This window comes from Hallella bergensis DSM 17361, assembly GCF_000160535.1.
In the GTDB taxonomy this organism is placed as follows: domain Bacteria; phylum Bacteroidota; class Bacteroidia; order Bacteroidales; family Bacteroidaceae; genus Prevotella; species Prevotella bergensis.
On record NZ_GG704781.1, the window covers coordinates 962,467 to 987,209 of the forward strand.

The window sequence follows — 24,743 nt, forward strand, 5'->3', positions numbered from 1 at the left end:
TTATATGTTAATATGGAAAACAAGAAGGTAAAAAATATACGCAATGAAAGGCTTGCTGAGTTGTTGGTGAAAAGATTAAAACGCCGTCATTACGACGCTTATTTTTGTCACGATGCAGGAGAGGTGCTGGATAAACTTAAAGCGTTGATTCCTGAAAACTCGACGGTAACATGGGGAGGGTCGGACACTATTCGATCGCTTGGCGTAACCGATATGCTCAAGGCTGGCAATTATGAGGTATACGACCGTGATGATGTGACCACTACGGAAGATAAATTGCGTGTCTACCGCAAGGCTTTTGAATGCGACTTTTACCTTTCGAGTGTAAATGCTATCAGCGAGGATGGTGTTATCGTAAATATAGATGGCAACGGAAATCGGGTGGCAGCCATTACCTGGGGGCCGAAGCATGTGATTTTGATTATCGGTCTCAACAAAGTATGCCAAGACACAGATGCGGCATTGAAGCGTGCCCGGTCTACTGCTGCACCTGTCAATATGTCGCGCTTTGACTTTGAAACACTGTGCCAGAAAGATGGTGTGTGCCACAACTGCCTCTCGCCCGACAGCATCTGTAATTACATTTCTATTCAACGGATGTCCCATCCGGCCGGCCGGCATATTGTCATTTTAGTAGACCAAGAGCTGGGTTATTGAGACGAGTGAGCCTTGGGCGCTTTGGTAGAGCTAATATTCTTAGAAGTGGGAAACGATTACGATTCGGCAAAGTTTGGATGACCTGCCAAAGCATGAGCACCATATAGGGCAAAGTCTCCCCGTGCCGGATCTCCGGGAAACACTTGCGCCATTTGCTGCGTAAGGGCAACGGCAGTACGCCACGAGGCTGTCCTTGTTGTCACGAGATTCAGCTGGCGGGCTGTCTGCAAGACGTGTGTGTCCATGGGAACATATAACGACGCTTTGTCGATGGCATCTGCCCACAGTCCCAAATCCACGGGTGAATGGTCGCGAACCATCCAACGCAGGAACATGCACTGTCGCTTGCATAGCGAGGTGATGGGACGAGATACAATTCCTGTGATTCCCTTGTTTTTGAAATAGTCGGACATGGCCATAAGTACATTGAGGGCATCTCCGTTGGCTGTGCAACCCACGCGGGCATGACAGGCTGCAAACTCTCCAAGCGAGCCGTAAGTGATGAACAGATGCTGCAATGACAGCAAGAACACATACATTGTGTGGTTGTTGTATAATCGGTAAAAGCATCGATTGTTATCCGGAATGTCCTCTTTGAAAGCTCCACTCCTTACCCACTCGTAGGGGTTGTTCCTGCTGTTGGTAAGTAGTGAATGTATCTTGGGCAAGAATTGTCGGCGTGATCCATAACTCAGGCAACTGGCAATAAAGGCCATTGTTTCCTGATTGAGTCTCCCCTCTACCTGATGCATGAACCATGAGGGGTCGCCTTCTATAAATGCCTCCGTTTCAAAGCGGTCGGCATAATCAATGAGTAGTTTGTGCGTTGCAATCTCCATCATGTACTTGCACGTGAAAAAACAATGATTGAATAACGGTGGGGCACCTGTCCGGAATATAAATGACCTGCCTCTGATATCCTCAAAAACAGGTCATTCCATGTTTCCAGACATTCACCTTCTTGAGGTTAAACGCTCAAGTCCAGCGGGCATCTTAATGTCGTCACAATGTATCTGACTGAGCTTGTCCCGTCCCTTTTTAGTGATACGGAACTTCTGGCATCGGCTGTCCTCCTCACAGGGTTGTCTGTGAATGTACATTTGCTTTTCGAGCGACGCTATTATTTTTGAGGCATTGGAGCGCGTGACTCCCAAAGCCTCAGCGATTTCTCCCGCAAAGCGTGTCTTGCCATCAGACAGCACACAAAGCAACGCGGCTTCGTTTATGTTGAGGCCAACAGCTTGTTGAAGTTCGTTTTCAAAGCTAACGACAGCCCGATAGATGTCTCTTATTCTGCATAGGCAGGAATTGTCCATCAGTCTATTATTTCAGCAACACCTGCTTGATAATTTCCTCGAACTGTTGCTTGCCCATTGCACCCACAACCTTTTGCGGCTCGCCCTGCATGGGGACGAAGATCAGAGTGGGAATAGATTGTACGCCAAAAAGAGAAGCGAGCTCCTGCTGTTGGTCTACGTCTACTTTATATACGTCGATTTTTCCATCGTAATCATTTGCCAACTCTTCCAAAATAGGGGCAGTCTGCTTGCATGGTCCGCACCATGTGGCATAGAAGTCAATGATGGCGGGCTTGGTACCTGCATATTTCCACTCCGTGGGATTGGCTTCATAATCCATCACCTTTTGCTTGAAAGTCTCTTTAGTCAACTCAGTTGTTTTCATCTTTTTATTCTCCTTTTCCGTTGATGTTTCTACTCGATTGCTGTCTTTGTCTTTCTTACCTTGCTGTCCGGCACACCCCGAGAGCACAATCATTGCTCCCGCAACCAAAGTAAAAACGGTTTTGAATGTTCTCATTGTGTGTAATCGTTTTGTTTCCTTTGGAAATTAATACAAAGATAAGGTATGTGAAACAATAAAACAAATATCCAATGGAAAATATAATATTATATAACCCTTCTTAACCAAAGGCATTATGGTTTAACATTTCCAAGCAAAAACATCTGTATTTCAGTTCGACTTTCCAATAGAAAAACATGTTTTTTGGTTCAAGAGATGTGCCCTGGGCCTTATTCGCCAAGGATTTGGGCAGCATGTTCCTTGACCTTGATTTGCTTAGGCCTGAATATTTGCTCGATAACCCCATTTTCATCGGTAACAAAGGTGGTGCGGAATGTGCCCATATACGTGCGCCCATACATTTTCTTTTCACCATATACGCCCAGTGCCGTAACAAGTTTGAGGTCAGTGTCGGCAATGAGTGGGAAGGGCAGTTGGTGCTTCTCTATGAATTTTTTATGCGACTTTTCATCCTGAATGCTCACGCCCACAACTGCATAACCTTTTTCGAGAAATGTGTTATAGTTGTCGCGAAGGTTGCACGCTTGATTTGTACATCCCGAGGTCATGTCCTTGGGATAAACATAGAGTACAAGTTTCTTGCCTTTAAAATCGCTCAGTTTAATTTCGTTACCGTCCTGGTCTTTGCCAAGAATCTCGGGTAATCTTTCTCCTATTTCCATGATGAATACTTTTAATGTGTTTCCTGTGAATGTCAGAACATTCCACGTGTAAATGTTAATATGGCCAGCTGCAATCTATATTCACTGCCATAGAAGTTGTGTTACAAATTTACAAGAAAAATAAGAGCAAACCAAACGAATGTTTGTAAAAATTTCACGATGCTATGTTACTGTACTTCTTGAGCTTTGCTTTTGGTTTCCACCCCCAAATAATAAATACATTTTTCATCTCTTTTGCTCCTTTTATATTGTAAAATTCTTTATCTTTGCAGAAAACTATTCATCTTATGGATTACAAACACAACATTATGATCACCGGTGGTGCTGGTTTTATCGGGAGCCACGTGGTGCGTTTATTTGTCAACAAGTATTCTGACTATCGTATTATCAACGTCGACAAGCTAACCTATGCGGGCAACCTTGCCACGTTAAAAGATGTGGAGTCCGAGCCAAATTATGTTTTTGTAAAGGCTGACATCTGCGATTTTGACAAGATGTGTAAGCTGATAAGCGATTACCAGGTAGATGGAATCATACACCTTGCTGCCGAGAGTCATGTAGACCGTAGCATCAAGGATCCGTTTACATTTGCACGAACCAATGTGATGGGAACGTTGAGTTTGTTACAAGCTGCAAGACTTTATTGGGAGAGTTTGCCTGAGAAATACGAAGGCAAGCGGTTCTATCACATATCCACCGACGAAGTTTACGGTTCGTTGGAACTCTCCAACCCAGAGGGAATGAAATCTCCTTTCACCACCAAGGCCTCGTCGGATCATCATCATGCCTACGGCACCGAGTTCTTTACGGAAGATAAAAGATACATGCCCCACAGCCCTTATTCGGCTTCCAAAGCCAGCAGCGACCATTTCGTGCGAGCCTTCCACGATACGTATGGCATGCCAACGATAGTGACCAATTGTTCAAACAACTACGGTCCCTATCAGTTCCCCGAGAAACTAATTCCTTTGTTTATTAACAATATACGGCATCGCAAACCGCTACCCGTATATGGTAAGGGAGAGAATGTGCGTGACTGGCTGTATGTGGAGGATCATGCCCGTGCCATCGACCTTATCTTTCACAAAGGTAACATTGCCGACACCTATAATATAGGTGGATTCAACGAGTGGAAGAATATTGATATCATCAAGGTTCTCATCAAGACCGTCGACCGCTTGCTTGGCCGTCCTGAAGGTGCTGACGACGACTTGATCACCTACGTGACCGACCGTCTGGGGCATGATGCCCGTTATGCTATCGACAGCCGCAAGCTGCAACGTGAGTTGGGTTGGGAGCCAAGTCTGCAGTTTGAGGAGGGGGTTGAACGAACGGTGAAATGGTATCTCGACAATCAGGATTGGATGGACAACGTTACGAGCGGTGACTATCTGAAGTATTATGACGACATGTACAAGAACCGATAGGCAAACAAGACGATCAAATGGCAGACAATAACAATCATATTGTAATCATGGCGGGTGGCATTGGCAGCCGTTTCTGGCCGATGAGCACACCGCAATACCCCAAGCAGTTTATTGATGTGATGGGTGTGGGGAAGTCGCTCCTTCAACTCACGGTCGATCGATTTACCCCCATTGCGCCCATGGACAATTTCTGGGTGGTGACAAGCCGCAGTTATGTGGATATCGTCAGGGAACAGCTTCCAGACATATCCGAACAGAACATCTTGGCCGAGCCCGAGCCCCGCAACACGGCCCCCTGCATCGCATACGCTTGCTGGAAGATCAAGAAGCATTTCCCTGGCGCCAACATCGTTGTCACACCGTCGGATGCACTTGTGATCAACACCGCCGAATACCAGCGCGTCATTCGCGAGGCCTTGGCCTTTACAGCCACGGGAGACAACATCGTGACAATAGGAATTAAGCCTTCCCGACCGGAGACGGGATATGGATACATTGCCTCAGCAGACCGGTTGGAGAACAGCGAAATTCATCGTGTGGACTCGTTCAAAGAAAAACCCAACCTGGAAACAGCCGAGCGATACTTGGCAGCAGGCAACTATTTTTGGAACGCAGGAATCTTTGTCTGGAACGTCAACACCATAACCAATGCCATTTGCAAGTTCACTCCGGATTTGGCTGAGAAGATGGAGAAGATGAGCCAAGACTTCTATACAGAGCGGGAGGCTGCTACATTAGATGCAATTTTCCCAACGTGTGAGAAGATAAGTATAGACTATGCGGTGATGGAGAAATCGGACAGCATCTACACCCTGCCCGCCGAGTTTGGCTGGAGCGATTTGGGCAGTTGGGGCTCGTTGCAAACCTTACTCAACAGGGATACTGACGGCAACGCTCATGTAGGTCCCAACATCCGGCTCTATGACAGCAAGAACTGCATAGTCCACGCCCAGGATGCCAAACAAGTGGTTGTTCAGGGCTTGGACGGATATATCGTGGCCCTGCGCAATGGCAGATTATTGATTTGCTCGCTCGACCACGAGCAAATGATCAAGGAATACTCCCAAGATTAAAAGGAAAAAACAATCGGATTGTTGGCCGGTGTTCCGGATAACCCGCAGTTGCAGTTAATTGCTGTCAATTTATGAATGGTTTATGAAAAGCTCTAATTGGGTAGGAGGTAAATGTTACTCGTAAAAGGCATTTACCTCCTACCCGATTAAATTATCTGATAGTCACACGTCTAATTTCCCGTTTACTACCTGCACGCATATCCAGAATATAGATGCCTCGGCTTAGAGAAAGACGTCCTATCATATTACCCAAAGTTGCCTTACGGCCACTCGACTTGCCTGCAACTCGTCCATCAATAGTATATATCATGACAGAAACGACTGTTTCGGCATCTATCGCAGAGACAGCTGTCTCATCATCCTTATCACGCGCAATGATATGCAACACACCCTGCTTATCCATAGAACTTGTATCCCACCTCAGACCGTAGGGGGATTCAGAAGAGGTAAAAGATGACAGGTCAGGCAGATCGAAAGTCGGTGTACCACGGAATGTCTCGCATGTCCACACTACGACACTATCACCTGCCACAGGCTTAAATCCATCGCGAAGCGTTACTTTAACTGTTCCATTGACTTCCAATATCCTATTGACTATTAGATATGATCGAGCTGAATTTAGTCCTTTAGCCGTGTTGACATGAAACTCGAGTGTACTACCATTCTGTATATAAGCATAGTCAGCCTTTAACATCCCATAAGGATTAGACAATGTTGCATTTCCCGGAGCCACTGTTCCACCAGTCTGAGCGTACACGCGATAAACATAGCCCAACCCTGACAAACGTCCACTGTCAGCCACGATTACATTCTGTGTGCCAAAGAACTGTTGAACTGCCTGTTTATCGTTCAGATTCAGTGTTCCACCTTTGATACTGATAGCTCCGTTAAAACTGGAACTGGCATTTCGACTCATTGTCCACAAGCCAGAGCCAACCTTCGAAAAACGACAGTCCCTGAAAGTCCCAGCATAGGTGACATCTTCGTTCCGGAAGCCAATAACATATTGTCCTCTACCTGTTAGCATGCCGTTTCCAGTAAGTCCACCCAGATAGAATGTCCTGCCACTATTACTCACCGTCACTCCACTATTGACATTCAAGTTGCCATTGCGAAGTCCTGAATTGTTAAAAGTAAACTCAGGATTATACGTTCCAGTCTTGTTGAAATAAGCATTAAGCGTACCAGAGAACGCACTCCAGTCACCTTTTATCTCCATACGCGGTCCTGTTGCATAGGCAGAAAGTGTACCTTTGCCTGAAAGTTTGCCATTATAGACACATCGCTGATCCATATACCAAGATCCCTCTCCTCCTTCTGGCACCACTACATTAGCAAAATTACTGGAATAACTATAGATATTATCTGGGTCTTGGATTGAACCACCATTGAGGACTATCTGAGATGGATATATGTGCCTATTATTACTTTCTTGTGCACGTACCACACCATCATTCACATAAAGGTTTGGTATAGAAACCGAAGAAGGTAACACCAATATACCTGACCCAGCTTTAACAAGCGAGCCCATACCCGAGAGCGAGCCTGCCATGGTCAGTGTTACTCCATCATCTGTACGGATAGAACCCCCTTTTGTCTCCATTTTCATGGGATGACTTGTAGTGAGAGAGTTTGCTGGCACTAAAGAACCACCATTAAAATTGATTTGATTTGTGTATGAACCAAAGGCACCAATGGTCTCGCCATGCTCAAATCCAAGTTTACTTACCACAAGTGCACCTGCATTGAGATTCAAAGTTCCAACAAAACTGTTTATATTGTCTACACGAACGGTGCCCATACCATTTTGTTCAATATCAACCTTGCCTCCGATGCTATCACCTGTCAGCAGATACTCCTTGTCATTGTTATTAAATAATATAGATCTCGGATAGATAGGCTCACCGATGACCACTGATGTGTTGGATGCATTATCCGTGAAAATGATTTGATCACCACTCACAAAAGATGTGGCATCACCGGTATTATTGTCCTTGAAGTTTTTCTGCTTGTCAAGTTCCCAGAGATTGTCGCTTGATGGAGCCCAAACCACAGAACTCGGCTCGCGCATATCATCAACGACAAGTTTCAACTCGTTGTTTTCAAAAATCAACTTAGACTTAATGCCCTGCAGGCCCGTTAAATTAACTGCATCAAGGTTTCCTTGTATATTTTCTACCTTAGCCAACACATAAACACCTGGCTTTACAGTTGTACTTAAACGTGTGAAATGAAAACGGGGAGCAAGATGTTCAGGTCCAACTGTCCAATCTTTGCTTTCCAATTTGATGACTTTAGCTACAATGTAGTCGCTGTGACCCTCTCCATCAATATCAAAATCTACGATTGATCCAAAGTTCAATAAGAGAGAATCAGTTTCCAATGTTCCTATTCTTCTTTGCGCTCCTGGTCTAATAGATGCTCCATAATCAGCCTCTATGCTGTTAAGAAACCTGCCGCCGTCGCTATTAAGTATCGAAAAACGATTGAGCCATACTCGACTCTTAGTCATTGTGCCATCAAAGTTCAACGTGCCAGCCCAGATATCAGTTGCACCAGTGTGGGTGTGTATTGCATTGGGTAGTGTAAGAATTCCGTCGCCCTGCTTTACCAATCGCATCGCTCCGGCAAAACCTCCACCTGTCAACGTGTGAGCATAGGTAATATATTCAATGTTATCATTATCGTTGTGACCTTTCACCCATGTCGGTGCGTTGTCGAAAAGCACAGAAGGTGAAGCCCCGCTTTCCACTTGGTAAGTTGCGTTATTAGTCTCGTCAAGTAATACTTGTTTCCCATTGTGAGCAAGGCTTACGGTTCCGCCGGGAGAAACGAGTTGCTTTCCCATCTTGGTTACTGGCGGTGGGGCAATGGTTATACCTTCCATCTCTCCTAAATAATAACTTATGTGTGGAGGTTGGTTGTAACCATTCATCTGCCAAACCATGGCATTGCGATATTGGTGGTCGTGAAGCAATGTGTATATACGCCACTTTGTCGGAATAGTAGTCGTATATATACGTAAATTATTATCAATATCGCGCATGGCAATTTCCTCTCGCCAGTCACCAAAGATATCTCCCTGGAAACATGGCGTTGCTTTCGTGTCATTATTAGTATAGGTATCAGCAAACGTTCTGATAGCTCCCTGTCTATATTTGTAGATCGCACCGTTGCTGTTTCGAACTGCCACACCATTAAAACTTTCTTCACACAGATCTCCATCCCAATAAGTGCGAAAATTAAGCGATATCCCATCGTTAGAAATCCCATCTACATGGCCATTGGTTACACAGCTAATAGGCGAATCATGGCCGCTAAAACCTATAGCCCCAGGAATCTCGTCAGTAAAATTACCACACATGGCTCGGCCGTCGTCTGATCCTCCGGCCAAACGATAGTAAATTTTACTGGTCGTAGCGTCCCGATAATTATTTGATGGTGAATCCTCATTACATGCATATATTTCCTGACCATGAACATAAGGATTGAAGTCACCCACGTGTTGTGCATCTCCATGACCAAGTCCTGTTGTGCTGAGTCCCTGCCCATTATCGTCAATAACCATACTGCCAAAACAAATCTCGTCTCGACCGTCCCAGTCTACATCTGCTATCGAATAATTATGGTATCCATTTCCATACCACGGAGAAGAAACGTCATTGCAGTTCCATCTCCATCTAACAGTCAATGCATGAGTTGTCGGATCGATATCGTATGCTATCATCTTATGACGTGTATAGATTCCGCGAGCCAGAAAGAGACTTGGTTTCTTTCCATCCAAATATGGAGCACCAAAGAAATGTTTAGTAGAGCGATGTCCATAACCATCACCCCACGCTTTTTTTAAATCGGTTTCTCCTTGCTCCAGTCTTTTCAGCGGATATTCTCCACAATAGTATGGTTTTCCTGTCCGGCCATTCATATAAACCAAGAATTCGCTTCCAGAATGAATAAACTTTTCAGTCTGTCCGGATACAACATCAGAGCGATAATTCTTGCTCTTATTGCCAATCTCGTATGTAGTTCCATCCGCCATGTGAATAATTGTACCATCAGCAGCACGCATCACGGCCTCCGCCTTTCCGTCCATATCCCAGTCGTAAACTGCGATATTAGTTTCATTATGTTGAAAATCTGTGAGATTTGGCCCACAGTCAATCCACCACAGCAAGGTTCCGTCAAGCTTATATACTTCTATGCGATCAAAATCGACGCTACTGGCTGGAAATCCAGCATTATGGTCCACTGTATTCCACTGCTTAATGAATACTTCCATCTGACCATCACCATCTACATCGCCAAAAGTAGCATCGTTAGGTTCAAAATGTTCAGTTATATCTGTTGTGCCATCGTTCGAAGTCCGCGTGGCTTTAGGAATAACCAAATAGTCTTTATCCCAAACAGAAACGGCAGCACTTCTGGGTTGCTCCACGCCATTGACAACAGCAGATACTGAATATTTGCTTGCTGAATTTCCATCGGCATCTATATAATTGGATATCTCTAACGGAACAACATTAAGCTTTACTCCATCGCGGTAAATGTTATAGCCGACATCATAATATTCCGTACCATAAATACGCCAACTGACGTATACTCCTCCCGAAGGTTGCGAAACAGCTATCAAACCTCGATCTAAAGTATCCATAAAACGTTGTGCTTGCAACCCGAGGATCACTACGACAGACAGCAAGCCTGTCAAAAATATTTTTTTGAACATCGTTGGAAGACTTTTAGTTACAGTATTAAGAATTTTATATTTGCAAATATAGCAATAAAACAAATCAGGACAAGCTTATGTATAACCCAAACTTTGTAATATAACTATTAATAACAAGTATTATACTTAAAAGAGCCACATCTAACTATGATAATAAGTAAAGACATGGCTCTTTCAGTTTTTTGAGAGATAACGATTTACAAACTACAGTTTTATACTTCTATTTTGTTTTGACGCTCTCTCATAAGTAATTTATTATTAATCAAAGATTTATTTAACAATGAACTTCTTACCGTTCTGGATATATATACCAGCAGGCAGGTTAGTCTTGTTAACACGCACACCACTGATGGAGTAAACAGGGGCATTAGCGTCATTAATAGATGAATTATTGTCTATAACACCATTGATTCCTGTAGTACCGGGATTAAAACCCTTGTATGCAAAAATACGCACGCGGTTTATGGCTGTGTCAAAGCGATATAAAGTATAGCCGGTGGCATCGGTTTTCACGATATCTACAGAATGACAAGTGGACTGCTTGTCATAACGATCGTAAGAACCTGTCTTTGTAATCTCCACGAAATTAGGCTTGGCAGCATCATCGGTTACATATTTCGGATCAAAAGAAAGTTCCAGATTATTATATTTTGTTCCATTTACAAACAAACCCTCTTCAAGCAAAATTGCTACATTTGCACGATTAACATTAGGTATCAACGGAAGTACAGCGTTGGAGTATGTTGTTTCGTCCTGTTTCAATGTATATATAGGCAGTGGGGTGGCCGGATCAGTAACGATGGTCTTCACTTTATTCTTATGCGGCTCACCCTCGCTGGTTAGCTCGTTCATCCAGTGTCCAATCCAATGAGAAGTATTCTTATCTTCTAAAGTTCCAGCTACAAAGTAATCCGGCTTAGCGTCAAGTTGTTCTGCTGTCCAATTAATATACTGTACATCCTCAGCTATCTCATATTCTACATCATTTTCTATGGTAATGGAACTGCGGTCATAGTATTCGACTCCATTAACTGGGATAGTATTGGCCGTAACCTGAAGTGAGCCCTTTTTAGTAACCTCCAAATTACCACCATTTTCTATTTCTCCGTTTTCAGAAGTACCGTCTTCATAGTTAATTACGTATGTCAACGCAATGTTGGGATTAAGTAACACCTGTGAATTGTCAATAGATATTTTATATGTTTTTGAAAATCCTTCAGAAACAGAAGCAATTGATACAACAGGTTCCACCAGCTTGATAACTCCAGTCGTCACATTTTTCTCTACAACCTTTGATACAGCATCATTCTTAGTTGTCCAAACCTTCATTGTACCAGACTGGGTGATTCTTAATGTTGCAGTACCAGGTTCTCCAGTTATTTCGTCTTCAGCATCATAATACTCTAACGTTTGTTCTTCACCACCAGGAAGAACATAGTGTAGCACCTCATCTTCATGGAATGTCGCCTTGAAAATTCGATCATTGCCTTGCACCTGCTTTAAAAGAACAGTCGGAGTGTTAGCTACATCTTCATCGGTAGCGTAATACATCTTGATATTCATAAATTGTGTAATACCAAGATAACGTGCCTGATACATTATAATACCACCAGCAAGGTTATCAGCATCGGTAGGAAGAGTGTAAGCTCCACTGGTCAGCGGAGTACCATCAATACTTGAAATATTGTAGGATACTTGCTGTCCGACAACACTCAACGTTACGTTATACCATGTGCCTGCTGCAATATTTACAGAATCCGTATTATTATTCAACTGGAAGTAGCAAGTACCTGTAGGACTCGTTGCTACGCCGCCACTTCCCTTGCATTGGGTCAATTTAAACAAATAGTTAGGAAATACGGTTTGTGCATCACCATAATATGCTGGGAAACTTTCTTTTGCAGACTGAGCTGCAGTAGAATTTATTATAGCAAATTCATTGTTGCGTTGGCTATCTTTAGAGGAATTGTTTCCAAACTGTGCAAAGTTGAAAGAAAAGCTCAAGGTATAGCCATCTTCCGGTAGTGTCACCCCATCCCAAGGCCCATTGCCCCACAGAGTAGAAAACCTTGTGCCGTTAAACGATGCAGTTCCATTACCAAACTGAATGTAGTTTCCATCGTTCGTGTTCACTACAGACGTTGCATTCGTTGCAATGTCACCTCGACTATTGGTCCAGCTTGCCAAAGATGTAGCCTCATCTGTAAAGTTATCCTGATAGATAACCTTATCGTCCGCATTTGCAACTAATGTGCAAAGTGCTAAAGCCGCTGTCAATAAAGTAGACTTGTTCATAATGTATGATTTAAAAGTTTAAGTTATATTCCGACTGACAACCAATGGATGCCTGCCGGATTGAAAAATATTTGTTACCAACCAGGATTTTGGGAAAGAACTTCACCCGACTTCATGATTTCAGTCTGTGGAATTGGAAACAGGTTCCATTTATCAAGCCATTTACCATTACCACGTGTATAGGATACAGTGGTGTAGGTGTATGATGATATAGTTGTTCCATCTTCTGCATAGACTGGAATTATCTCCATACGATGAATATTCATGAACTTTTCACCGTCTTCTTTCCAACGCCGTACATCATAGAAGCGATGACCCTCGAAAGCCAACTCCACGCGACGTTCATTTTTATAGCTTTCCCAAAACTCATCGTTGCTGATCCCTATGTTGAATGAAGGTATTCCTGCACGTTGCCGAGTCTTGCTGGCCATTTCACGAGCAGAGTGCTTAAACTCTTCATTTGTTTCATCAGCAGCGTTTTCCTTTCCTTGAGCCTTGAAATACTGAAACAAAGCCTCTGCATAATCCAAGTAAGCGGCTCCCAGCCGAAAAGTAAGCCACCCATGAGCACTTGTAGTCTGGTAACCTGTCCGCAGGATTTGTGATGGATTGCAATATTTTTTAAGATAATAACCTGTTGGTGTAGCATAAGATGTTGTTGGACGACCATGAAATCCTCCTACATAAGTCTCAAGTGTGGTATGTGTGGTGTTAACTAAGTCATTAGGCCAAACTTCACCGTTGTGAGCAATCGTCATATTGAAACGGGGATCACGATTAGCGTAAGGATTTTGTGCATCATATCCACTCCCCTGTTCATTGATAGATTTTCCATTGGTCATACAATAGGCATCTACAAGGTCTTGGGTTGGACAGTTGCCACCTTGACCACTACTATATCCTACAGGGAAATTATAGGATTCGAAAGTACGTGAAGCTCCCACTCGACGTGCAAACAAGATTTCTCCATACGCTTCCGAATTTGAATAGAAATCAGTTGCCCACAAATTACTATAAGTCTTGGCCAATGTCTTGCCAGCAGCTTGACAACTGTCAATTAATGCCTGACAAGCTTTGGCTGCCTTATACCAACGCTTGACATCATTTGTTGGATTGAACAAAGGACTGGCATGATAAAGTGCTGCCTGGGCGCGAAGAGCCATCACGGCATATTTATTGGCTCGACCTGTCTCCGGAGAAGCAAGTGCCATATCACCGAGATCGGTGTAGTCCTTGATGATACTGTCTTGGATATCTTCACACTCTGCATCGATAAATGCAAAAATAGAATCTGATGAAACACGAGGTAAAGCGGCCTCTTCTGCACCGGTAAGATTGTGTGTCTTCAAGGGTACAGCACCATATTGTCTTACCAAGGTAAAATAAAAATAGGCACGTGCCCATCGACACTCGTACTTATAGTTATTATATTGATAGAGTTTTTTTTCATAATCCTTGTTCATGGCAAATTCCGGAAAATCGAGTCCCGTCCAGTTATCAAGGAATTCATTGCAATAGGTAATGCCTTCCCACGCATTTTTCCATATCGTTGGGCGAGGATTTGCAGGGCTCCACGCCCCGTTGTAAAAGTCTTCAATGGCATTGCCAGAAGTACTGAACTCTGACTCGTCCGTGGCCGAAGAAAGCATTGCTCCACTGAAATTGCCAAAGTCAGCATCCAAATCATTGTAGATAGTGGTCATAAATCCACCTACATATTCAAAGTTTCGGTCAATGTATGAATGGTCAAAAGCCGTGTATTCGTGATAGTCCATCTTGTCGCCACAAGAGAGCAACGAAAGGGAGACCATGGCTGCGCCAAATATTGATTGTCTGATTTTCATATCCTGTCGTATTAAGAATGCTTAAAATGTAAGTGATGCTCCCACCTGTATGCTACGTGTCAATGGCATTACAGCTCCATAAGATTCGGCCATGCCTTCTTTGAGATGATCTGTAGTGAACAGGTCTACACCACGGAGATATATTTTAGCTCGATGAATGAATCCCATATTTGTAAACAGCAACTCCGGCAAATTGTAGAATACTTCGACACTACGAAGCTTGAAGAAGCTACGGTCAAAAAGGTTTAGCGTACTTGTTAAATCGTTATTGGCATTGGCCGTAGCACTTAAACGTGGGAAAATTGCACTTTCCGTGTTATTTCGTTCTGCCGACCAACTGTTGTCGTACAGATATTGCGAAAGCGTGTTTGTTGCAACGGCAGAGCGATACATACCATTGGTATTCATCACTCCAGAATAGCGTCCTACCCCTTGGAACTGAGCAGTGAAACCTAAACCTTTCCATTCAGCACCAACGTGAAAAGTATAATAAAGCTCAGGACAAGTTGTGCTATGGCCAATTGCTGTTACATCGTTGGCATCAATTTTCTTATCGCCATTGACGTCCTCATAACGAACATCTCCGGGATATACTGTAGTGAATGTATGATCAGGATATCCAAGTTGTAGAAGTTCTGCTGTAGAGATTACGCCATCATTATCCAAATCATCTGATTTCTGGAAGAAGCCTACAGCCTTGTAACCAAAAAGTTGATTTAGGGGTAAGCCTGTACGCACGAGATTGGAATATAAGCGTGGTTCCTCAGCCTGTTCCTTGATCGTGTTCTTGTTGAGATTCATGGTTGCACCAATATTAAAAGTCCAGTTACCAGCCACTTTGCTATAGTCTACTGCAACCTCAAAACCATGACTATCTACAACGCCGAGATTCTCGTATGGAGTAGTCAGACCAAAAACAGAAGTATAATTCCCGGCCGTAGACACCCAACTGTCGTAGCGATGTTGGAAATAATAGTCAAAAGACAGATTCAGACCACCAAAAAGTGTTGCGTCCATGCCCACATTGAACTTAGAAGCCTTCTCCCGACCAGGATTGACTGTCTTTGCCTGCGCTATGTAGGTATTGCCAAAACTGGAACCGTAGGAGTAGAACGGATAAGTAACTCCGGCCATTGTATAGAATTGGTCATAGTATGTCCAAATATTGTCTCCGGGGAGAATGTCAGTTTGCAAAATTCCAAACGAAGTCCTCAACTTCAGGAAATTCACCCAATCAGCATTTACCATGAAATTCTCCTTATGGATGTTCCAGGAAGCAGCCAGCGTTGGGGAGAATGCCCACTTTGTACTTGGTGCGAGACGAGAACTTCCCGAAACCATAAGGGTCAAGTCGGCCATATAACGGTCGTCGTATCCGTAATGGGTCCACGAAGAAAAGTTCTGACGATATACCGTAGTGTTTACTCCTGTTAAATCGCTATACTCATAGTCCCATTTCAACTGGCTATAAAGTGCATGTTTGCCAAAGGTTTTATCATAGTTCAGAGAGGAATTGAATATAAAGCGTCTCGTCCACGATTTATTATTAGCTGCTGACCCCATGTTAGAGTCGGCACCATCGGTCGTCAATATAGCGGACGATGGGTCCACAATGCCACCCGTATACCCAGGCACTGTATAGCTACCATACAGGTAAGTGCGGGAATGATCTTCATAAACCTCACTCCATGTATCATATCCTATTTGTGCCTGCAAGGCCAATCCGTCTGTAATGGCCGACAAATCCTGTTCAAGTACCATATCAGCATAGAGAGCACGTTCATGATTCTTGTAGTAGGCAGCACCTGCACTCTGAGCCACAGGGTTTTTGGTAGAATATGTACCATTTCCACCCCACACGCCCTGTGATATTCTCACCGGAAACGCATTGGCAGGAACTGTATAAACCATATTCCACAAGTCGGCCTGACTACCTGGTTGCAGTTGTTCGTCAAGAAGACCAAACAGGTGAGTATGTAACTTGGTTTTTACGGTCAGATCTATATCCATATTGCTACGTAAAGTTGCCCGCGTGTATTTGTCTTGCGTAGAATATCCATCATTCTGGTCAAAATTCTTGACAAAGCCCTTGTTAGTCAATAAATTTACATTGGTGAAATACCTAAAATTTTTACTACCTCCGGTAAACTCAAGGTTGAACTTGTTGGTATGACTAATATTACGGAACGTTTCGTCCACCCAATTCACATTAGGAAAATACAAGGGATTGTCTCCGTTTTTATATGCTTGGAGCACAGCGTCGCTATAGGTCACGGAAGATGCTCCAATGTTTCGCTGAGCTTCATTCATTGCCATACCATAAGTATAGGCATCAACGAACTTTGGCTTATGAGCGAGATAGTTAAAGTCATGGTCGTAAGTAAATCTGATAGCGTGACTATTATACTTGCCGTGCTTCGTAGTAACCATAATGGCACCATTGATGCCCTTATATCCATAGAGAGCTGTAGCAGCCGCATCTTTCAGGACACTCACACACTCTACATCTTCTGCTATAACGTTACTGATAGAACGTTCTACCCCATCAACCAATACTAAAGGAGTGCTGGTGGAAAGCGACTGTAAACCTCTTACGTAAAAGGTGGGATTAGCTACATTGTATAACCCAGCTCCCTGCAAGGCAATCAATCCGTTACCCTGTCCTATAATATTATTGCCTATATTGCTGGCTCCTCGGTGGTTTACGTCGTTGTTCGTAATAATCGACACCGCCGCCGAAGACTGCTCTCTGGAGAACGTCCGGTTAGCTCCCACATTAATTTTCTGCGCCTTGTAAGCCACAGAGTCTATGATATCGTACTGCGCCATTGCAGGCAGGCACGTGCCTGCAATGAGTGTTAGCATGATAATATTTTTACTTTTCATATTTCAAATACTTTGACTATTAGAATTACTCCCATCCTGGATTCTGTACGAGGCCATAGCCCTTGTTGATTTCTGCCTGTGGGAATGGGGACAGTAACCAGCGCCGTACATCGTTACTCTCTGGATCTCTTCCCCAAAGGTCTCGACCATTAGCAACGATCTTTACCTTCTTGTAAGTAAAATAGTGCGGCTGACGCGATGATTTATCGGTAAGTTTATCACCATTCGACCACTGTGTGTCGCTCTCCACCCATTCTCCTGTAGAATTTTGCTTCAGACGGTGCATCTCAAGTGCATGGAGCTGTTTGGTCATCCAGTCCGTGCGGCGATATCGTATCATGTCAAACCATCTGATATTCTGCAATCCGAGCTCGCATGCTCGCTCACGAAGAATCTCCTCCAACAATGCGTTCGACTCGTAAAGTCTGCCCGCATTAACGGGTTCTGTATAAACTGTATTGGTATACGGTTTATTTTTAAATACACGTTGACGCAGAGAACCAAGTCCCACACGAGACCGGACAACATCAACATTCTCGCAAGCTTTTTCTATATCTGGATTACTCTTCATCAGCAACGCTTCAGCATACATCAGATGCATCTCATTGAGAGATAGATAAACCCACTGAGTTTGATAGCGAATGTTGTCACCGGAATTATTCGTTCCGTTACCCAAATAATACTTGTTAAAGCCATAACCTGTACCAAACATACCTGTTTGTGTCTTAATTCCAGCCAGCGCATCCGTACCACCAGCCCAGAGTTCCCAGATATCTCCCGACATGGATCCTGTAGTCCAATCGAGATTTTTCTTCACTCCATTGCAAATCACCTCCTCATAAAGTCGGGGGTCTCGTGTTAGTGTTACATTGATGAGTTGCTGTGATAGCGACGTTTCCCTTCCACGCAGGAACATACTGTTTAGTCCACGGGCACTTGCATTCGGTGTACCCAAACTCGTCATCCTCAGTGTGCCGTCATCATTGTAAACATAGCCATAGGCCTTGTCCCAATCAAATGGGTCACCATTAGACCAAGGAAACATTTCTACATATTCCTCTGTTGGCCAATAAAGATTACGCGGAACAGAAAAAGAATACCAACTGTGCCAGCAATAGCGACCGGATATAAAATTGTCATAGCTACCTACACGGACAGAATGTAATATCTCTTTGGAATCCTGCAAATAATATCCTTTACGATAAGCCAAACGGTATTGCTCCGGTGTAGGCTTTTTGCCTTCTGCCTGTGATATGGCGTAATAACCATTGGCATTCAAATCGTCGAAAAATTCCTGGCATGCCTTGTAGAAACGATCCCAACGTTCCTGATACTTAGAGGCATCTACATACATTATATAAGGTTTTACTTCATCAGAAGCTCCTTGATAATAAGGTTGACCATCCTTGGGATTGAAAATTGGGGATGCTGCCATTTGTAGGATCTTAGCTTTCAGGGCACGTGCACCTGCACGCGTCCAACGTCCGGTTTCCGTTTGAGGATCGGTCACTACCCAAGGAAAATTTTTGTCAACAATAGCTGAATCAAGCTGATCTACCATATAATCAACACATTCCTCAACCGTATTACGAGAAAACTTCCCAGTGGTTTCACTCACCTCCAAAGCATGATCCAAGATTGGAATGCCACCATAATGCTGGAAGCAGTCCCACATACGAGCAACTTTCAGACACCGAGCCTCAGCCTTAAGACGAGCCTTTTCAACATTGTCCATACCGGGAACTTGGTCGACATTTTCTATAAAAATGTTAGCCGCGCGTACAGCTTCCCACACCCGCTCTTTATCAAATGAGAACAGGGGGCCGTCAAGTGCATCAGAAGTACGCGTCACATTAGCTGTGAGCTTACCGGTATAATACTGTCCGTAAACTGCAGCTCCGTTCCAGCCCATGTGCCAACAATCAGTCAATGCATCAAACTTACCAGCGTAAGGGTTGGAAGAGTGTGCCAGCCTCGAACTATTAACATAAGGTAAACCATAATACTGCATAGAATAGATACCTACCAAAAACTGGCGTGTGTATTCGGCATTGCTGAATACCGTGTCTTTGGTGGCTTCCGCTCCCGAGGGCTTATCCAATGCGGCATCGCCAAACGAGATATTGTCTGTACATGCTGTAAAAGCAAAACCTGTCAACAAGAGCGATATAGTAGCTTTATATATATTCTTCAAAATCATGTTTCTATAGAATTTTATGTTCATTATGACAAATCTGCTTGCTTAGAATGATAAGTTCAAACCTATGGTATAGGTACGCTGCAATGGATATGACGGTGCATTGGAGGCACGTGTCTCCGGATCTCCCCACTTATATGGCGTAAATGTCAGGAGGTTATAACCACTGAGCATCACTTCGCATTTTGTGATACCAATGGTTTTGAGTGCACGATTATTGAAGTCATAGCCCAGTGAGAGTGTTTTCAGTCGCAAGTATTTGGCATCCTTCTCATAAAGAGTGCTCTCCGCATAGTTATTGCTCTCGCTTGCCCACGAAGCCCGGGGATAGTCGGCGTTATGATTTTCCGGAGACCACGTGTTATCCACGTGATATTGCAACAAGCCTCCATAGATGTTGTCAGCCGAGCGGAAGAACGGACGCCGGAAAACATCACTCAACATTCGACTTACATTCCATGCACCTGTAAATTGTGCGTTAAATGCGAGGCGCTTCCATTCGAAACCCAAGGTAAGTCCGCCTACATAATGTGGATCATCTGTATAGCCATAGTCTCTCGACATATCGTTCTCATCAATTTTCCCATTTCCATCAAGATCCACCAAGACACAGTCTCCAGGTTGAAGGTCGCTGGTCATTTGTTCTGGCCATGGCATACCGAAATTCTGTTCATATTCAGCCTTGGTCTGCTCACCTTCATAGAACTTCCAGAATTGATATTGCGAACGAGCGCCAATACGATGCCCCTTGGCATATTGATAGGTGTTGTTTTTAGGGGCTTCCTTCATCTCTAACACTTCATTCCAGTTGTGTGATAAATTTACCTTAGCCCAATAACGGAAATCGTTTCCTATCTTATCATTCCAGTTCAACGAAATTTCCCATCCATGGCTATTCACTTCACCTAAGTTTGCATAGGGAACAGTGAATCCAATCAGACTTGGAACGGTTCCGTCAATAAGCAGAATATCTGTACGGTGCTCGAAATAATAATCAAAGGTTGTACGTAGACGGTCATTAAAGAAATTAATATCAACACCATAATCCTGCTTAAAAGCTTTCTCCCAACCCACATCGGGATTATTCTTTGATTGCTCATAGGCACCTTTCGTAGCAGTCGGGTTAATTTGTGGTGCCCAGATACCAAATGCATAACCATGATAGTTGTCCCCACTGACATACGCATTGCTTGCCAATGCGTCGGAGCCTATGTAATAAGGATCAGAAAGATACATGAAACGACGACCAGTCGTTGTCTTGTCATTGCCGACCAACCCCCAGGAAGCACGGAGTTTCAAAAAGCTTACAAGCTTCTTAACGGGGTGGAAGAAGTTCTCATCGCTCATCACCCAGCCTACTGAACCAGCAGGGAATACACCAAAGCGCTTGCCGGGAGCAAAGTTCTCAGAGCCATTATAGCCGATGTTGAATTCGGCCATATATCTGTTCTTATAGTCATAGGTAGCTCGCCCAACAACTCCCACATAACTTCTGGGAGTGTCAGAGTAAGCAGAGGAGTAATAATACTGTTTGCTCTGGTTATACAGCAAAAGACCAGATACGGTATGGGAGCCAAACACCCTGTTGTAGTTAAAACTACCCTCAAAATACCAATCCCTTCCTTTGCTTTGGCGAGAGCCGTAGGTTGGCACGGTAGTCTCGCCATCCTTACGAAAAAGAATCGAGCCATCTGGCTGTATCATAGGATAATAGGCTGCAACCGAAGATTTGCCTTCCTTATAGATACCGTATGCGGAATTATAAGAGCCCTTAGCCTTGAAAACAAGACCTTTGGTCAGCATGTCCAGTTTCTGCTCGAGCACAAGATCCATCTGAAGCTTATTGTTATTCGTTTGCATAAACCCATTACCATAATAGGCCATGCCCGTGCCTCCTGTAAACGGAAGCTGAAGTCCATCGGTGTAATCGGTCGTCGTATACACCATTTTACCGTCTACAATACCCGGACTTGAGAACGGAGTAGCGTAATAGATGTTCTTGATCATTCCTGAAGACCCTTGGCCGGTGTATGGTTTATCAGCATTGTTCACGTTACCTGCCACATTGAAAGACAATGTCGTGGTTTTCGTTGCCTTGAGATCAAGGTTAGCGCGATAGTTGAAGCGTTGATATTGGTAACCATAATCATATGGCATTTCAAATTCCTTGAACAGTCCACCTTGTGTGTACATACCAGCAGAGATGAAGTATCTGACACGATCAGTACCTCCCGAAATGTTCATATTGTGCTGGGTCTGCAAGGTTACATCCTTCATGATATAGTTGGTCCATTGGGTGTTGGGAAACCGTATAGGGTCAGAACCATCCTTAAATTTTTGCAACACTTCCTCACTAAACATCGGAGCTTGTCCATCATTGGCACGCATCCGATTATAAAAAACACCATAGTCATAAGAGGTTGCTTGCTCTACCATTTTTGTGGGCGTTAATGCTGACCAATTGGTCGAAAAAGAGATCTTTGCCTTACCCTCTTTGCCTCGTTTGGTTGTAATCAGCACGACACCATTGGCACCACGAACACCAAATACGGCTGTGGCCGACGCATCCTTTAACACCGTGATGCTTTCTATTTCATTAGGGTCAATGTCTGTCATTGAACGTTCAACACCATCCACCTGAATGAGTGGGGAAGAATCTCCCCACGTAGCCTTACCACGCACAAACACGGTTGCCGCATCTGAACCAGGCTCACCGGAATACTGCACCGTGGTCACGCCAGAGAGCTGCCCTGCCAACACGTTGTTGACCGAAGAAACCGGTGTGCGAACCAAATCCTCACCCTTGACGGATGAAAGAGCGCCGGTAACGGTGACCTTCTTTTGCACACCGTAAGCCACAACCTCTACTCCACCAAGTTCCACGGCTCCAGCAGATTTCATTTGTATCTTCATGCCCTCCTTGGCAGAAGTTTCCACATCTACCATGCCCAGATAAGTAATTTTGATTTTAGTACCGGGGCGAACATTCAGCGTAAAGTTTCCGTCCAAGTCTGTGACCGTTCCCTGAGTGGCTTTTGCTCCAACGATAAGAACACTTGCTCCGATAATAGGCTCGCCCATGTCATCCACAACCGTGCCGTGAACAGACTGTTTCCGCTGCACAACTTGTGTGTCAGCATATAGTGGTCTTACGCCAAACGGACTGAATGTCAAAGCAGAACAGAACACCACACAGATGGAAGTTCTTGAAAACAGCTTGTTTTTATTCATTTGTTTTAGGTTTATATTATCAAACAGATAGCTCTGCAATTTCCTCCTCCCATATCGGTAGGAGGAAGTACGAATGAGCAAAACTTCAAATTGGATTTGTCTAAGCTTTAATTTTCGGTTTAATTACGGTGCAAAATTATTAATAATTGTCAAGAGAATACCTGAAATTTTGATTTTAAAGCATGTTTTTTTGATTCATTTAAACTATCAAGTAAATTAGTTTGGATCGGCCTGTGTTCCGGATAACTGTCTATATCAATTGAATAATAACCAAAAGCTGCGGGAAGGCTATCCATGAAGAGCCTTCCCGCAGCTATGTATATAAGGTGCTGTTTAGTTGCGCTGTTTCTTTTTGTGGGTAGGAATATTAAATTCAATTACCTTTGAAATCGCTTGCGAACCCTGAATAACACTCACACAAAATTTTGCCATTCCGTTTTTCAGGCGGTTGTCTGCCTTCACAAGTGCGGTATAACGGATGCCCCTGCCGGGCATGATGCTTTCGACGTGCATGTTCGGTGAAATCAGGATGTGCTTGTTTTTGGTAGCCTCAACAACGATGGGCTGAACATCATAGAGAGGTTGGCTGCTCCTGTTCATCACTTCAAAAATAATTTTGCACAACTCTCCACGTTCTATTTTACCGTTTTGATTATCATCTATAAATCGTGCGTTGCGTATCTCTATAGCCGGTGTGTATGTCAACCCCTCAGCCAGACTTTCTACACTTGACTGCATGGGAAGAGTCGCTTCTGGCTGTCGGGCACTGTAATCTCCAGTGTAGTCGGTTGAGTTGAAATCGTAAAGGCGATCATCGCCGCTGTTTGTTTCGTCGAAGCCGCTGTCGTAGGACTGATCTGTGTTGGCCTGAGACGCACCTTGCTCTTGCTTCATCCGGTTGCGCCTGGCACGCGCAGCACTCCGCTCTGCCTTGTCGTGCTGATATTCCTCGATATCGCGCCGTCGCTGTTTGTCCTGAGCATTTCCTATGGCGCCACCTACAACCGCGCCGCCGGCCATGCCAACAATCGTCCCAATGTCAGAACCGCGAGGACCATCTGCTATTCCTCCTATCGCAGACCCCAGAATGGCACCCAAGGAGCTGCCACCATACGCACCACTGCCCGCGTAACTTCCACATCCATTGAAAATTACAGATGCCAGCACGAGCATGAACAAACCTTTCTTCATAAACCGTATTTTTGGAACTACGTACAAAGATATGGGAAATAAATGATATCCCCTTGATATTTCCCCTCTTTAACGTAGGGATTTCCCTAATTCGACTTATACATCAGATCAGCTTTCTCCGAACTAAGCAACTGAAGAATGTCCAGTTTGCTCATCACCGTCCGTCGTATAGTTGTCTCTAAAAAATGGTTAAGTTATAATCTCTCAACTTTTACTCGACTCGAAATCAGCCAACTAAACTTGAGCATTCTTTTTTACAAACTCCTCTCCATATTTCACGTATTTTAAAAACATTTGGTTATTGCCTGAAATTCAGGAAATTCACATAGACTTTTAGTTTGTTGGTAGTCAGCCCATTCCGTAAAGTGGCGCCAGACTCCCTTGTTTTATGCCTTGCGATTGAATATCGAATGGCCATGCGGTGGAGCCCGAACCGGCAGCTGGATAAGGCTTCGACGCACTCCCGTTAGGTTCTAATCGCACTGCAAATAGACAGCAATCATAACACGATGATTATTTTCAGCCCACACGGGCAGAAAACGAGTTTTAAAACATGGCGCATTTCTTTCTAATTGGTCACAATGAGAAAGGTCTGAGTTAGATAAAATATTTTTACATCGTCTCTGCTGCGACCCCATTCAACTTTGCAAAATTTTTGAAACTAAGAGGGGTCAGAAATAGACACACCACAACACAAAAAGTAAGTCGCTATACCACAATTAGAATGAATTGCGGC

At 43.9% G+C, this 24,743-nt stretch carries 14 protein-coding genes; 3 read left to right on the top strand and 11 right to left on the bottom strand.

Features of this window, described 5'->3' with window-relative positions; genetic code table 11:
- The first annotated feature begins 12 nt into the window (after positions 1–12).
- Positions 13–657, top strand: coding sequence for a lactate utilization protein (locus tag HMPREF0645_RS07845; protein ID WP_044123471.1), 645 nt, complete (start codon positions 13–15; stop codon positions 655–657).
- Between the two features lie 56 nt (positions 658–713).
- Here HMPREF0645_RS07845 and HMPREF0645_RS07850 read toward each other — a convergent pair whose 3' ends face one another.
- The 4 genes from HMPREF0645_RS07850 to bcp all read right to left on the bottom strand — a co-directional run bounded on the left by HMPREF0645_RS07850 (position 714) and on the right by bcp (position 3,140).
- Positions 714–1,499 (bottom strand): TIGR02757 family protein, encoded by a 786-nt coding sequence (locus HMPREF0645_RS07850; protein ID WP_007174415.1) that lies wholly within the window; start codon positions 1,497–1,499, stop codon positions 714–716.
- A 111-nt stretch (positions 1,500–1,610) separates the two neighbouring features.
- On the bottom strand, positions 1,611–1,973 hold the full coding sequence (locus HMPREF0645_RS07855; RefSeq protein ID WP_007174416.1) for a MarR family winged helix-turn-helix transcriptional regulator: 363 nt from the start codon (positions 1,971–1,973) through the stop codon (positions 1,611–1,613).
- Positions 1,974–1,980: 7 nt separating this feature from the next.
- The gene (gene trxA / locus HMPREF0645_RS07860) at positions 1,981–2,475 is read right to left on the bottom strand and encodes a thioredoxin (protein WP_007174417.1); all 495 of its coding nucleotides are present in this window, start codon (positions 2,473–2,475) and stop codon (positions 1,981–1,983) included.
- Between the two features lie 212 nt (positions 2,476–2,687).
- A complete protein-coding gene (gene bcp, locus HMPREF0645_RS07865; protein WP_007174419.1) occupies positions 2,688–3,140 on the bottom strand; it encodes a thioredoxin-dependent thiol peroxidase in 453 nt (150 codons plus the stop codon).
- Positions 3,141–3,427: 287 nt separating this feature from the next.
- Between bcp and HMPREF0645_RS07870 the strand changes: the two genes are divergently transcribed.
- Both HMPREF0645_RS07870 and HMPREF0645_RS07875 read left to right on the top strand, forming a co-directional pair.
- The gene (locus tag HMPREF0645_RS07870; protein WP_007174420.1) at positions 3,428–4,567 is read left to right on the top strand and encodes a dTDP-glucose 4,6-dehydratase; all 1,140 of its coding nucleotides are present in this window, start codon (positions 3,428–3,430) and stop codon (positions 4,565–4,567) included.
- Positions 4,568–4,584: 17 nt separating this feature from the next.
- Complete coding sequence (locus tag HMPREF0645_RS07875) at positions 4,585–5,640, top strand: mannose-1-phosphate guanylyltransferase (protein WP_007174421.1); 1,056 nt, start codon at positions 4,585–4,587, stop codon at positions 5,638–5,640.
- Between the two features lie 151 nt (positions 5,641–5,791).
- Here the strand turns inward: HMPREF0645_RS07875 and HMPREF0645_RS07880 are convergent, their stop codons facing one another.
- The 7 genes from HMPREF0645_RS07880 to HMPREF0645_RS07910 form a co-directional block, all read right to left on the bottom strand.
- Positions 5,792–10,363 carry a rhamnogalacturonan lyase family protein gene (locus HMPREF0645_RS07880; protein ID WP_007174422.1) on the bottom strand — a complete coding sequence of 1,524 codons (4,572 nt, stop codon included), beginning with the start codon at positions 10,361–10,363 and terminating at the stop codon, positions 5,792–5,794.
- Between the two features lie 270 nt (positions 10,364–10,633).
- Positions 10,634–12,658, bottom strand: coding sequence for a hypothetical protein (locus tag HMPREF0645_RS07885; RefSeq protein ID WP_007174423.1), 2,025 nt, complete (start codon positions 12,656–12,658; stop codon positions 10,634–10,636).
- A 74-nt stretch (positions 12,659–12,732) separates the two neighbouring features.
- A complete protein-coding gene (locus HMPREF0645_RS07890) occupies positions 12,733–14,502 on the bottom strand; it encodes a RagB/SusD family nutrient uptake outer membrane protein (RefSeq protein ID WP_007174424.1) in 1,770 nt (589 codons plus the stop codon).
- A 21-nt stretch (positions 14,503–14,523) separates the two neighbouring features.
- Positions 14,524–17,388 carry a SusC/RagA family TonB-linked outer membrane protein gene (locus tag HMPREF0645_RS07895; RefSeq protein WP_007174425.1) on the bottom strand — a complete coding sequence of 955 codons (2,865 nt, stop codon included), beginning with the start codon at positions 17,386–17,388 and terminating at the stop codon, positions 14,524–14,526.
- A 25-nt stretch (positions 17,389–17,413) separates the two neighbouring features.
- The gene (locus HMPREF0645_RS07900; protein WP_044123472.1) at positions 17,414–19,588 is read right to left on the bottom strand and encodes a RagB/SusD family nutrient uptake outer membrane protein; all 2,175 of its coding nucleotides are present in this window, start codon (positions 19,586–19,588) and stop codon (positions 17,414–17,416) included.
- Between the two features lie 42 nt (positions 19,589–19,630).
- Positions 19,631–22,816, bottom strand: coding sequence for a SusC/RagA family TonB-linked outer membrane protein (locus tag HMPREF0645_RS07905; RefSeq protein ID WP_007174427.1), 3,186 nt, complete (start codon positions 22,814–22,816; stop codon positions 19,631–19,633).
- Positions 22,817–23,149: 333 nt separating this feature from the next.
- Positions 23,150–24,007, bottom strand: coding sequence for a glycine zipper domain-containing protein (locus tag HMPREF0645_RS07910; protein WP_007174428.1), 858 nt, complete (start codon positions 24,005–24,007; stop codon positions 23,150–23,152).
- Positions 24,008–24,743 lie beyond the last annotated feature (736 nt).

What these genes read in the sequence shown, in the direction of transcription:
- HMPREF0645_RS07855 (WP_007174416.1), bottom strand. Translation starts at nt 1,973, where the DNA reads ATGGACAATTCCTGCCTATGCAGAATAAGAGACATCTATCGGGCTGTC.
- HMPREF0645_RS07870 (WP_007174420.1), top strand. Translation starts at nt 3,428, where the DNA reads ATGGATTACAAACACAACATTATGATCACCGGTGGTGCTGGTTTTATC.
- HMPREF0645_RS07875 (WP_007174421.1), top strand. Translation starts at nt 4,585, where the DNA reads ATGGCAGACAATAACAATCATATTGTAATCATGGCGGGTGGCATTGGC.
- HMPREF0645_RS07880 (WP_007174422.1), bottom strand. Translation starts at nt 10,363, where the DNA reads ATGTTCAAAAAAATATTTTTGACAGGCTTGCTGTCTGTCGTAGTGATC.
- HMPREF0645_RS07845 (WP_044123471.1), top strand. Translation starts at nt 13, where the DNA reads ATGGAAAACAAGAAGGTAAAAAATATACGCAATGAAAGGCTTGCTGAG.
- HMPREF0645_RS07850 (WP_007174415.1), bottom strand. Translation starts at nt 1,499, where the DNA reads ATGATGGAGATTGCAACGCACAAACTACTCATTGATTATGCCGACCGC.
- HMPREF0645_RS07910 (WP_007174428.1), bottom strand. Translation starts at nt 24,007, where the DNA reads ATGAAGAAAGGTTTGTTCATGCTCGTGCTGGCATCTGTAATTTTCAAT.
- trxA (WP_007174417.1), bottom strand. Translation starts at nt 2,475, where the DNA reads ATGAGAACATTCAAAACCGTTTTTACTTTGGTTGCGGGAGCAATGATT.
- HMPREF0645_RS07890 (WP_007174424.1), bottom strand. Translation starts at nt 14,502, where the DNA reads ATGAAAATCAGACAATCAATATTTGGCGCAGCCATGGTCTCCCTTTCG.
- HMPREF0645_RS07905 (WP_007174427.1), bottom strand. Translation starts at nt 22,816, where the DNA reads ATGAATAAAAACAAGCTGTTTTCAAGAACTTCCATCTGTGTGGTGTTC.
- bcp (WP_007174419.1), bottom strand. Translation starts at nt 3,140, where the DNA reads ATGGAAATAGGAGAAAGATTACCCGAGATTCTTGGCAAAGACCAGGAC.
- HMPREF0645_RS07900 (WP_044123472.1), bottom strand. Translation starts at nt 19,588, where the DNA reads ATGATTTTGAAGAATATATATAAAGCTACTATATCGCTCTTGTTGACA.
- HMPREF0645_RS07885 (WP_007174423.1), bottom strand. Translation starts at nt 12,658, where the DNA reads ATGAACAAGTCTACTTTATTGACAGCGGCTTTAGCACTTTGCACATTA.
- HMPREF0645_RS07895 (WP_007174425.1), bottom strand. Translation starts at nt 17,388, where the DNA reads ATGAAAAGTAAAAATATTATCATGCTAACACTCATTGCAGGCACGTGC.